Source organism: Virgibacillus halotolerans (genome assembly GCF_016908515.1).
Classification (GTDB): Bacteria; Bacillota; Bacilli; order Bacillales; family Amphibacillaceae; genus Virgibacillus_M; species Virgibacillus_M halotolerans.
Genome location: NZ_JAFBEA010000002.1, coordinates 491025 through 503353 on the forward strand (window position 1 = coordinate 491025; position 12329 = coordinate 503353).

At 40.5% G+C, this 12329-nt stretch carries 10 protein-coding genes; 7 read left to right on the forward strand and 3 right to left on the reverse strand.

The genetic code is table 11. From position 1 onward, the window contains the following. The first annotated feature begins 6 nt into the window (after positions 1–6). The 3 genes from JOC34_RS08560 to mbcS all read left to right on the forward strand — a co-directional run bounded on the left by JOC34_RS08560 (position 7) and on the right by mbcS (position 3285). Positions 7–876: an ROK family protein gene (locus JOC34_RS08560; RefSeq protein ID WP_205136330.1), complete on the forward strand. Its 870-nt coding sequence runs from the start codon at positions 7–9 to the stop codon at positions 874–876. Positions 877–887: 11 nt separating this feature from the next. Further along, complete coding sequence (locus JOC34_RS08565; protein ID WP_205136331.1) at positions 888–1562, forward strand: N-acetylmannosamine-6-phosphate 2-epimerase; 675 nt, start codon at positions 888–890, stop codon at positions 1560–1562. Between the two features lie 148 nt (positions 1563–1710). Further along, positions 1711–3285 (forward strand): acyl-CoA synthetase MbcS, encoded by a 1575-nt coding sequence (gene mbcS / locus JOC34_RS08570; RefSeq protein WP_205136332.1) that lies wholly within the window; start codon positions 1711–1713, stop codon positions 3283–3285. A 158-nt stretch (positions 3286–3443) separates the two neighbouring features. On the opposite strand, the gene manA is transcribed toward mbcS, so the two are convergent. Beyond that, complete coding sequence (gene manA / locus JOC34_RS08575; protein WP_205136333.1) at positions 3444–4391, reverse strand: mannose-6-phosphate isomerase, class I; 948 nt, start codon at positions 4389–4391, stop codon at positions 3444–3446. Positions 4392–4736: 345 nt separating this feature from the next. Between manA and JOC34_RS08580 the strand changes: the two genes are divergently transcribed. The 4 genes from JOC34_RS08580 to yhbH all read left to right on the forward strand — a co-directional run bounded on the left by JOC34_RS08580 (position 4737) and on the right by yhbH (position 11026). Continuing rightward, positions 4737–6194, forward strand: a complete 1458-nt coding sequence (locus JOC34_RS08580) for an APC family permease (RefSeq protein ID WP_205136334.1) — start codon at positions 4737–4739, stop codon at positions 6192–6194. A 283-nt stretch (positions 6195–6477) separates the two neighbouring features. Next, complete coding sequence (locus tag JOC34_RS08585; RefSeq protein WP_205136335.1) at positions 6478–7158, forward strand: copper homeostasis protein CutC; 681 nt, start codon at positions 6478–6480, stop codon at positions 7156–7158. Positions 7159–7876: 718 nt separating this feature from the next. Further along, the gene (locus JOC34_RS08590) at positions 7877–9772 is read left to right on the forward strand and encodes a PrkA family serine protein kinase (RefSeq protein ID WP_205136336.1); all 1896 of its coding nucleotides are present in this window, start codon (positions 7877–7879) and stop codon (positions 9770–9772) included. A gap of 84 nt (positions 9773–9856) precedes the next feature. After that, positions 9857–11026: a sporulation protein YhbH gene (gene yhbH / locus JOC34_RS08595; protein WP_205136337.1), complete on the forward strand. Its 1170-nt coding sequence runs from the start codon at positions 9857–9859 to the stop codon at positions 11024–11026. A gap of 46 nt (positions 11027–11072) precedes the next feature. Here the strand turns inward: yhbH and ymzB are convergent, their stop codons facing one another. Both ymzB and JOC34_RS08605 read right to left on the reverse strand, forming a co-directional pair. After that, positions 11073–11420 carry a protein YmzB gene (gene ymzB, locus JOC34_RS08600; RefSeq protein WP_205136338.1) on the reverse strand — a complete coding sequence of 116 codons (348 nt, stop codon included), beginning with the start codon at positions 11418–11420 and terminating at the stop codon, positions 11073–11075. Between the two features lie 155 nt (positions 11421–11575). Next, positions 11576–12283: an NAD-dependent deacylase gene (locus JOC34_RS08605; RefSeq protein ID WP_205136339.1), complete on the reverse strand. Its 708-nt coding sequence runs from the start codon at positions 12281–12283 to the stop codon at positions 11576–11578. Positions 12284–12329: the final 46 nt, after the last annotated feature.

Genomic DNA, 12329 nt, shown 5'->3' on the forward strand with positions numbered 1-12329 from the left:
TGGTCGATGACTTATTATTTAGCAATTGATGTTGGTGGCACATTTATCAAATACGGAAAAGTAAATACGGATGGGCAACTTTTTTCAAAAAATCAACTCGCAACCCCATACAACGAACAGGCTGCGATTGTAAGCACCGTACATGAAATCGTAACAAGGACAATAGCGGATGAAGGTAAGCCGTCAGGAATCGGCATCAGTACAGCAGGTGTAGTAGATACGGATTCAGGGGAAGTTATTTATGCGGGACCGACAATTCCCAATTACAACGGTACGAATTTTAAACAGTATTTAGAAGCCACTTTTAATATTCCAGTGACCGTCAATAATGATGTAAATGCTGCCTTACTAGGTGAGCAATGGCAGGGGGCGGCAAAAGATCAATCCGATGTTTATTGTATTACCTTAGGAACAGGGATTGGTGGCGCCTATTTCCATAATCAACTTGTAACGGGGACAGGTTCTAAAGCTGGAGAAGTTGGTTATTTACTATATGATCAGCAAACGCAAACGACTTATGAACAACGTGCTTCTACAAGTGCATTAAAAGAGCGGGCAGAGCAAGAGTATGGCAAATCGGTTAACCTGATTGAACTGTTTTCAAGTGCGAAGGCAAACGAGGCTGCGTCCAATCGGATCATTGATGCGTGGGCAAGAGATATCGCTGCAGGACTAGCCCAAATCATTATTATTGTGGATCCAAAGTTGCTATTGATTGGTGGCGGTATTTCCCAACAAGGTGATTTTTTACTGGGAAAAATAGCGAGATATATCGATGATTTTTTACCGGAAAATTTCAGTCAGACCGAACTGAGATGTACCGCATTAGGTAATGATGCGGCACTATTAGGTGCAGTATCACATTATTTTAACTAGGAGGTTTTTCCATGCTAAATACAGTAAAAGGAAAGTTAATCGTTTCTTGTCAGGCGTTATCTGATGAACCGTTACATAGTTCATTTATCATGTCAAAAATGGCACTTGCAGCCAAAGAAGGTGGAGCAGCAGGAATTCGCGCCAATTCGCAGGCTGATATTATAAAAATAAAAGAAGAAGTGGATCTGCCTGTTGTCGGTATTGTGAAGCGGGATTACGAGGGTAGCCCGGTTTATATTACAGCAACGTTTAAAGAAATAGACGAATTAATTGCAAGTAACTGTGAAATGATTGCGATGGATGCAACAGATTTGCCCAGACCAAATGGTATCTCACTAAAACAGCTGGTTGATTACGCGAAGGAAAAAGCACCTGGCGTTCAGTTGATGGCTGATATCGCAACGCTTGAAGATGCGATAGAGGCTGGAAAATTAGGATTCGATTGTATTTCAACGACATTGCATGGCTATACTGTGGGCACGTCCGCACACAAATTATATGATAACGATTTTCAGTTTTTAAAAGACGTATTAGATTCAGTATCCATCCCGGTTATTGCCGAGGGGAATGTGCAAACGCCGGAAATGTTTAAACGATGTATGGAAATTGGTGCTTATTCCGCGGTTGTCGGTGGCGCAATTACACGACCAAAAGACATTACGAAAAGGTTTGTGGATGTACTGTAAATGATAGAACGATCTATTTCAACTTATATGTTGGGAAAGATCGTTTTTTGTTTGGACACACTTTTTGACGTTTTAAGAGACGAAAAGATCATCATCTGATATAATGACTAGAAGTTAGTATCTAGTACTAAAGGTGAGGATGATAGAAATGAATAGACAAGAATTGATTGCTCCGGAAGAATATAATATTGCAATGGAAATAGAAAAATACGCGAAAGAACCAGAGCGTATGGCGGTGCTTTGGGAAAATGATCAAGGTGATAAACGAAGTATTACTTATAAAAAGTTAATGGAAAATGCGAATCAGATCGGTAATGTTTTTCTAGAAAACGGACTAAAAAAAGGCGACAAGCTGTTGGTCATGATGCCGCGCGTGATTGAAACGTATGAAGTGTATATCGCAGCATTGAAAACTGGGATTATTCTTATTCCTAGTTCAGAGATGCTTCGAACAACAGATCTCCAATATCGAATCACACACGGGGAAGTAAGTGGTATTGTGAGCTATGGTACCTTTACTGAGCAATTTAATGGTATTGAACAGTGGCAAACATTAAAGAAATTTGCTGTCGGTGAAAAAATAGCAAGTACTGGTTGGAAGTCTCTCGATCAGTTGAAGACAACTGCCTCTGATCAATTGGACATGGTTGAAACAAGTCGGGATGATATCGCATTTCTACCTTATACATCAGGAACAACGGGTAATCCGAAAGCAGTTATGCACACACATGGATGGGGATATGCACATCTGAAAACTGCACCAGTAAATTGGTTAAGCATTCGTGACGGGGATACCGTTTGGGCGACAGCGGCTCCAGGCTGGCAAAAGTGGGTGTGGAGTCCATTTCTTTCTGTGCTAGGATCAGGAGCAACTGGATTTGTCTATGCTGGTAAATTTGATCCGAAGGTATATTTGCAATTATTGCAGGATCGCTCAATCAATGTGCTTTGCTGTACACCAACGGAATACCGGTTAATGGCGAAAGTCGACAATTTAGGAGCGTATCAGCTACCGGCTTTGCATAGTGCGGTATCTGCAGGTGAACCGTTAAACAGGCAAGTCATCGATCAATTTGAAAAGTATTTTGGTCTAACGGTTCGAGACGGTTTTGGGCAAACAGAAAACACGTTGCTGCTCGGATTTTTAAAAGGAATGAAGGTAAAACCGGGGGCGATGGGTAAACCAACACCAGGTAATGACGTACAATTAATCGATGAAGACGGTCAACCGGTTGCAGTGGGAGAAGTAGGAGATATTGCTATTCCACTGGATACGCCGGCCTTGTTTAAAGGATATTACAAAGATCCTGAACGGACGAAAAAGTCACAGCGAGGTAATTTTTATGTGACAGGCGATCAGGCATCCCTAGATGAGGAAGGCTATTTTTGGTTTGAAGGTCGAAACGACGATATTATTGTTAGCTCTGGTTATACGATTGGCCCGTTTGAGGTGGAAGATGCATTAACCAAACATGAAACAGTAAAGGAATGTGCTGTTGTTGCCAGTCCAGATGAGATTCGCGGCAATGTGGTCAAAGCGTTTATTGTACTGCAGGATCATGTGGATGCATCGAATCCGAATTTAATAAAAGAACTGCAAAATCATGTTAAACAAAATACAGCACCATATAAATATCCAAGGAAAATTGAATTTATTAATGAGTTGCCAAAAACATCATCAGGCAAAATACGTCGGATTGAATTAAGAAAACGGGAAAAATAAGTGATGAAATAGATATGGTTTTTTCCATTTGGGGAAGGCCATATCTATTTTATATAGCCATCATCTGGTGGAGATGGGCGATAATATGAAGTAGTCGAGCACCACCATGAGAAAAACGAAAAGAGAACTTCATCCAAGTGAAGTTCTCTTTTCAATTATTATGGATAGGAAACAATTAGGCAAAGGCTACCAGCAAAGTGTAAATCTGCTGATCCGTGTGGGACAATAAAGTGGTCGCCCTTTTTAAGTTGGTAGGACGCTTCACCTGTTGCAAGTGAACCTGCGCCTTCAATGACACTCATAAGTATAAAATTTCTTTCCATTGGAAAGGTGGCCTTACCATCAATATCCAATTTTAGAACGGAGAAGTATTCTGCTTCTACAAATGTGGTTATCTCTGCATCTTCAATGGAGGCATAACTCGCATCGATTTGTGCCTCTTGATGTGGAATGGTACTCACATCCATTGCTTTTTCTAGGTGTAGTTCACGCTTGTTTCCATCCTGGTCTGTGCGATCATAATCATACACCCGGTAAGTTGTATCCGAATTCTGCTGTGTTTCAAGTACAAGTGTGCCCTCGCAAAGCGCGTGAATCATCCCGCTTGGTAAGTAGAAAAAGTCACCAGGCTTAATTGGGACGCGGCGCAACAATGTATCCCATTCTCCGTTCTCTACCATTTTTGCAAATGCTTCTTTTGTTTGCGCATGATGTCCGTAAATGATTTCGGCGCCCTCTTTGCAGTCAATAATATACCAGCATTCTGTTTTACCAAGTTCTCCATTCTCATGCTCAGCGGCATAAACGTCATCGGGATGAACTTGGACAGATAAATCAGTGTTGGCATCGAGTATTTTTGTTAATAGAGGAAAGACATTACTATCATAATCACCGAATAATTCCCGGTGTTGATCCCATAATTCGATTAATGATTTTCCAGCATAGGCTCCGTTTTCCACTATAGAAGGTCCATTCGGATGTCCGGAAATTGCCCAGCATTCGCCAGTATGGTCAGATGGGATCTCGTATCCGAAATTATCCTTCAGGGCAGTACCACCCCAAATGCGTTCCTGGAAAACTGGTTTTAAAAATAGAGGTTGCTTCATGTTATTTCCTCCCGCAATGTTTGTTCTTTATTCAATATAAAACATGAGAGAGTGTTTGTCTAATCAATGTATGGAAACTTGTACCGGGAAAAATACTGTAAATCATAACTTTACAATGCAAATTTCCCGTTTCACTTTATGACAAACCGGGAATAAGTAATCATTCGCTATTTTTATAATCAAAATGATACGAATTGCAGCAAATAATTGGGTTTTATATGAATTAATAAATTCAAGCCACGATATGATGTGAATAACAAGCATTTACTATCTTTTGTGGAATTGCTATCTTTGGATCACTTTGATATAAAAGAGAGATAGAAAAATAATAAAGGAGCATCATTCATGGAGGAACGTACGAAACTGAAGAAAACATTAAAGCCAAGTTGGGTTTGGGCGATTGCGTTAGGGTCTTCGATTGGTTGGGGCGCTTTTGTACAACCAACGGTTTGGATGAAAGACGGCGGGCCACTCGGTGTGATCATTGGCTTTTTAATCGGAGCGGCACTGATGATGCTTATTGCGGTCAGTTATGGCTTTTTAATTAAAAGTTTTCCAGTATCTGGCGGCGAGTTTGCATATGCATTCGTAAGTTTAGGAAGAACACACGCATTTATTTGTGGTTGGTTTTTAACGCTTGGTTACATATGTATTGTTGCACTGAATGCATCTGCATTCGCACTCATGTTTAAATTTATATTTCCAAAGTTGATTGAACATCTACCTCTGTATCAAATCGCAGGTTGGGATGTTTATGGAATGGAAGTTATTATAGCATCTGTTGTGCTGCTCATATTCGGTTATATCAATGTTCGTGGAACAGGTTTATCCGGAAGAATGCAATTTATTTTCTGTGTAATTATGTTAGTCGGTGTTGCTGGCTTGACACTTTTAATTGGTGGAAGCCCTGAATCGACATTGGAAAATGTGAAACCATATTTTCCTTCAAACACAACGACCTTTGCGGCAATTATTTCTATCGTTGCGATTGCACCTTGGGCCTACGTTGGTTTTGACAATGTCCCACAAGCAGCGGAGGAATTTAATTTTTCTTCCAAAAAAGCATTTTCATTAATTATTTTAGCGATTCTATTTTCTGCATTATTATATAGTTTTATGATTATCGCGACATCCATGGCGGCTCCTTGGGAAGCGTTAGTAGCGGAAGGACATATTTGGGGAACTGCAATCGCCGTGCAAGATGTACTAGGCACAATGGGGCTCGTTATTTTAGCAGTCGCATTAAGTATGGGAATTTTTACGGGGTTGAATGGATTTATTATTTCTTCCAGCCGTTTGCTTTTTGCAATGTCCCGTGCAAAGATAATTCCGGAAATATTCTCGAAGGTACATCCAAAGTATAAGACACCATATGTTGGTATTCTATTTACTTCCGTTCTTGCAATGTTTGCGCCATGGTTTGGTCGAGAGGCATTGCTATGGGTAGTAGATATGTCATCCATTGGGGTATCGATTGCTTACTTCTATACCTGTTTTACCGCGAATTCAATTTTTAAATGGTCAATGGGTACAGGATTTAATCCAGGAAGACATGTGATTGCACCTGGCAAAAAAATTATCGCGATTGTTGGTATGCTCGCAAGTCTGACTTTTATTGGTTTGTTACTTGTCCCAGGCTCACCAGCATTTCTTGGAATTGAGTCAAGAATTGCCTTGATTGCTTGGATTGTTCTCGGTGTTGTATTCTATCTGATAAAACGAACCGAGTTCATGAAAATCCCAACCGAAGAATTAAACTACTTAATTCTTGGTAATAAAAAAATTGATGTAGAGAATGAATAATAGACAAGTGAGAGGCTTTGTCACCCAAAAGCGGCACAAAGCCTCTTTTCTAATCGTATGTTTTTCCTGAAGTGCTATAATGAAAATAGCATACTTTCAAGACGGGGATGCACGCCTATCCAAAAATTGTCGCATCCCATTATCGTGATTGATCGTTTGCTCAATTGCAGACAAAGGATATAAAAAATGACAGTGGAAAAGTCATCAGCGAAACAAAAAATGTTTTAATTGAAGTAGACAAATGATCATTGTCTTCGAAACTTGTAAAAAGGGAGAAACGAATATGTTAATAGAAGCTATTGTACAGAATGCGGAAGAAGCGAAACAGGCAGAACAACTTGGTGCGGATCGGTTGGAATTAGTGTCAGCGATGCTAGAGGGTGGTTTAACGCCAAGCTATGGAACGATTAGGCAAGTGTTAAATAGTGTTTCGATCCCGGTTCAGGTGATGATCCGTCCACACAGTTATCATTACGACTATGGTGCAGGCGATTTAGAGGTTATTCATGGGGATGTAGAGAATGTATTAGCGCTTGGTGGTACTGGAATTGTTTTCGGTGCCCTGCAAGCGGATAACACAATAAATGAACGTGTTTTAGCGAATGTGGCTGGAATTTCCGACGCATTAGATATCACGTTTCATCGCGCCTTTGACGAGGTGCCGTCACAGCAGGATGCCTATCATATATTGACAAAGTATAAACAACAGGTAAAGCGTATTTTAACTTCTGGAGGCGCAGTCAATTGTGATGCAGGAAAAGAGGGTCTAAGGACATTGGTGAAGCTGCAAAAAGAAACAAATGGGCCGAAGATCTTGCCTGGTGCAGGAATGACACCGGATAATATCAATAGAATACATGAAACAGTTCAAGCGGATCAATATCATTTTGGAAAAGCACTTAGAAAAAATGCATCTTTCGCAAACGGATTTGATGAAATAGCATTTTCGAAAGTGAAAAAATAAGCTACTAGAAGATATCAGAAGTTCTTTCCGGTGCAAATATTTGAATCAATTTCGTCACTTAAAATCTATGTGCGTAAGTCTGAACTATTTGGATGTGTGCTAAAACCGTTGATTTCCACTGCAGGCGGACGCTTTCCGCGGGCACGGCTTCAGCCACCTTGAGAAACCCACACTAAGGGGTCTTCAGACACGTGCTGTTCCCGCTGGAGTCGCCGCCTTCCGTTTCAATCAACGATGTAGTGCTCCGAATTAATGAATGATTAAATGATGGTGTATATTAAATTCGGGCTATGGATAAGTTGAAGTGCTTATGAAATTGGCTCCGATGAACCAAAACAGTAATACAAACAGCTGAAAATGAAAAACAAACCTAGCAAATGGAATATGCGAGACTCCAGCGGGATGAGAGGCCTAGATGAGACCCCCCCCGCAGAGCGTTAGCTCAAGGAGGCTCATCAGCCGCCCGCGGAAAGCGAGCGTATTCCATTTGCGGCAATCGAAGATAATATTTTGCCTCCACCCCTTTTTTCCAAACATTTCAAGGTTATGGAAAAAACTTTTGAAACGTTACACTAGTACACACCACACGTGAGCTTAAAACGTGTGGTTTTTTTATAGGGAAATATAAAGCTTGTCGTCTGACCGTGCGAATAGGTGACATGATGGCTGCTCTCTTTGCATAAGCTTTATTAATTGTGGCATATATGGAGGGATTTGCTTGGATATATTAGAAAAGGTAGTCAACTTTAGGGAAGAAGAGAGGCAGTTGAAGTGGGAAGGGACTTTTGCTGAGTATCTGGAAATTGTGAAACAGCGTCCATTCGTTGCCCAAACAGCCCATTCACGTGTTTATAATATGATTAAAAGCTCCGGTTTAGCGGAAAAAGATGGACATAAAATGTATGAATTCTTTGGTAATGAAATATTTGGACTGGAAGGCGCTATTGAACGACTGGTGGAGGAATATTTCCACCCGGCCGCAAAAAGGCTGGATGTTCGCAAACGGATTTTGTTATTAATGGGCCCTGTCAGTGGTGGGAAATCGACGATCGTTACAATGTTGAAACGTGGACTAGAAAGGTATTCACTTACTGATGAAGGGGCAGTTTACGCAATTAAAGGGTGCCCCATGCATGAAGACCCGCTCCATTTGATTCCACATCATTTACGGAAGGATTTTTCCGATGAATATGGTGTGCGCATTGAGGGCAATTTGTCTCCACTGAATGCAATGCGATTGGAGAAGGAATATGATGGACAGATTGAAAATATGAAGGTAGAGCGCATTTTTTTCTCCGAGGATAAACGGGTAGGCATCGGTACGTTCAGCCCATCAGATCCAAAGTCGCAGGATATCGCAGATTTAACAGGAAGTATAGATTTTTCTACGATTGCTGAATTTGGTTCGGAATCAGATCCCCGCGCCTATCGATTTGATGGTGAGCTCAATAAAGCAAACCGCGGGATGATGGAATTTCAGGAAATTTTAAAATGCGATGAAAAGTTTCTCTGGCATCTGTTATCGCTCACACAGGAAGGTAATTTTAAGGCGGGCAGATTTGCCCTGATTTCCGCTGATGAATTAATTGTGGCCCATACGAACGAGGCGGAGTATCGCTCCTTTATCGCCAATAAAAAGAATGAAGCGCTGCATTCAAGAATTATTGTCATGCCGATCCCGTATAATTTAAGAAGCAGTCAGGAAGAACGAATTTATGAAAAGATGATTAAAGAAAGTGATATATCCGATGTGCACATTGCACCACACGCATTGCGGGTCGCCGCTATATTCTCTATTTTAACCCGATTGAGAAATTCCAAGAAACAAGGTGTAGACTTAGTGAAGAAAATGCGGCTTTACGATGGGGAAAATGTGGAAGGATTTAATCAGGTTGATGTAGAGGAAATGAAGAAGGAATATCCGGATGAGGGAATGGAAGGCATCGATCCGCGATATGTTATCAATCGGATTTCATCCACGATCATTAGCAAAGAAGTCCCGTCGATTAATGCTTTGGATGTACTAAGGTCTTTGAAAGATGGATTGAATCAGCATGCATCAATTTCCGAGGAAGACAGAGAAAATTATATGAATTATATTGCGATTGCGAGAAAAGAGTATGATGAAATTGCGAAGAAAGAAGTGCAAAAGGCTTTCGTATATTCCTATGAGGAGTCTGCGAAAACATTGATGGATAATTATTTGGATAATGTTGAAGCTTATTGTAATAAAAATAGACTCAGAGATCCGCTAACAGGGGAAGAAATGAACCCGGATGAAAAATTAATGCGATCGATTGAGGAACAAATTGGTATATCCGAAAATGCGAAGAAAGCATTTCGGGAGGAGGTACTTATTCGTATTTCCGCTTACGCACGCAAAGGAAAACGTTTCGATTACAAGTCGCATGAACGGCTTAGAGAAGCGATACAGAAGAAATTGTTCGCTGATTTAAAAGATGTGGTCAAAATAACAACGACATCTAAAACGCCAGATGAATCACAGCTCAAAAAGGTGAACGAAGTGATTGCACGCTTAATTGATGAGCATGGCTATAATTCGGTTTCTGCCAATGATTTACTGCGTTATGTAGGTAGTCTTTTAAATCGTTAATTCAGAAAATAGTGTCAAATGTGACAATAACTTGTTTGCCATTGCATAGGATAAAGAAAGTAACCATATGCAGGAGTGGATAATATGCAGAAAAAAGAAGGAAGTAATTTCATTGTCTCCCAGGAAGACTGGTCCCTCCATCGCAAGGGCGCTCAGGATCAAAAACGTCATATCGATAAAGTAAAAGATGCCATAAAAAATAATTTACCAGATTTAATCACGGAAGAGAATATTATCATGTCCAATGGCCGTGAAATAATTAAAATACCGATTCGTTCTCTAGATGAATACAAAATACGTTACAATTACGACAAAACAAAGCATGTTGGCCAAGGGAATGGGGATAGCCAGGTTGGTGATGTTGTTGCACGTGATCCAAATGGTGCGTCACAGGGGAAAGATGCTGGAAATGGACAGCAAGCAGGTGATCAGCCTGGTGCCGATTACTATGAGGCAGATGTATCCTTGGCTGAAATAGAAGATGCTTTATTTAAAGAACTTGAACTGCCTGATCTGAAGCAAAAGGAGCAAGCAGAAATTACAACAGAAAAAATTGAATTTAACGACGTACGTAAAAAGGGTCTCATGGGAAATGTCGATAAAAAGCGGACGATATTAACTGCCCTGAAAAGAAATGCCAGAGACGGAAAGCCGGAGATAGCACCGATTCACAATGATGATCTTCGCTTTAAAACATGGAATGAAGTCATCAAGCCGGAATCAAAGGCAGTCGTACTTGCCATGATGGATACCAGTGCATCAATGGGGAACTTTGAAAAATTTATGTCACGTAGCTTTTTTTTCTGGATGACCAGGTTTTTGCGTTCTAAATATGAAACCGTAGAAATTGAATTTATTGCACATCATACAGAAGCAAAAGTAGTTACGGAAGAGGCGTTTTTTTCGAAAGGGGAAAGTGGCGGAACGATTTGTTCGTCAGCATATGAAAAGGCATTAGAAGTTATCGAGGATAAATATAATCCAACACGCTATAATATTTATCCATTTCACTTGTCAGATGGAGATAATATGACATCTGACAACCCAAAATGTATTAAGCTCGTGCATGAAATTATGGAAAAGTCCAATATGTTTGGTTACGGAGAAGTGAATTCTAGAAATCGTTATTCCACCTTGATGCATGCCTATAAAGAGATTGAAAATCCAAAATTCCGGCATTATGTGATGGAGGAAAAACAGGATGTGTATCATGCGATGAAAAGGTTTTTTCAAAAAGAAGCAGCGTCAGTATAATAAGAGATCAATCAGCGGGGGACAGCATCCCCGCTATATGAATTATTTAGGTGCGTTCTATGGTATATATTCCGCGTTCGGTCTTTAATTTAAACTTGTCCCCGTCAAATTGGAAGGTCGTGGAATCCTCGATGGGGATTTCATATTCAGATTTCGGGAGGGGTTCCAGTTGATCATCTTCGTTTTCAACTGCGCCGCTCCCGTTTAATTGCAAGGTATGTGCAGGTATATAATCATCGCCAGACACCGTATGGTTCACGTGTGTAATTGATTCTAGTGCCATCAATGTTTCATCATCATCTCCAATCTCCTCTTTAAAAATCTTAATATTTTGTCCGACCCATTGATTCAATCGTTCGTAGAATGTCTTGCTTGATAAACTTTTTCCTGCCATTATTATCACTCCTATTGTATTAATCTTTCCCTGATGAATAAAAGGATACAAAATTTTACCTCGTTATTATCGTTTTCCCCCGACAGAAACAATCCAAACTTGTGAAGGTCCAACAAATCGAGCAATGTTCGTGTCTTAGATGAAACAGGATCGGTTTAGCTATTGGCTTCTTTTAAAACACTTCCGATTTTTTGTTCGTTTATAACGAGATCAGCATAGGCGTCTAGCGAAGTTGCTTCCAAGTTTACAATTACCAGCTTGGCACCATGTTGCTTGGCGATTTGCGGGAACATATTTGCTGGAGTCACGCTTAAGGATGAACCGAGCACAATAAATAATGCAGCTTTTTCTGCTTCTTCCTGTGCGATCTGAAAAGCTTCTGTAGGCAACGTTTCCCCGAATAATACAATCGAAGGTCGCAACAGACCACCACACGCACAATCGTATTCCTGCTTAATATATGCTTCACTATCGTATACTTTTCTACATGATTGACAACGAACCTTTTGCAAGGTGCCATGCAGTTCGGCGATCTGCTTACTTCCTGCCTCCTGATGAAAACCATCGACATTTTGTGTGATAATCGATTGAACAAGACCCTGTTTCTCCCAATCAGCTAAAATGAAATGTCCTTGATGTGGCTCGTATTCTTTTACGCCAAGCACGCGCTCTCGATAAAATGCAGTAAATTCATCCACATGATCATTCAATGCCTTGGTACTGGCAATCTCACTGGGGTCCAGCTGATTCCACAATCCACCATTGGTTGAACGAAAATCAGGCAAACCGCTTTCGGTTGACATTCCTGCGCCAGTAAACACGACCGTATAATCGGAATCGTGTAATAGATCCTTCAATGCCATCATTTCCACCTCCATAATCTGTCCATATTCTAATTATACTACATGG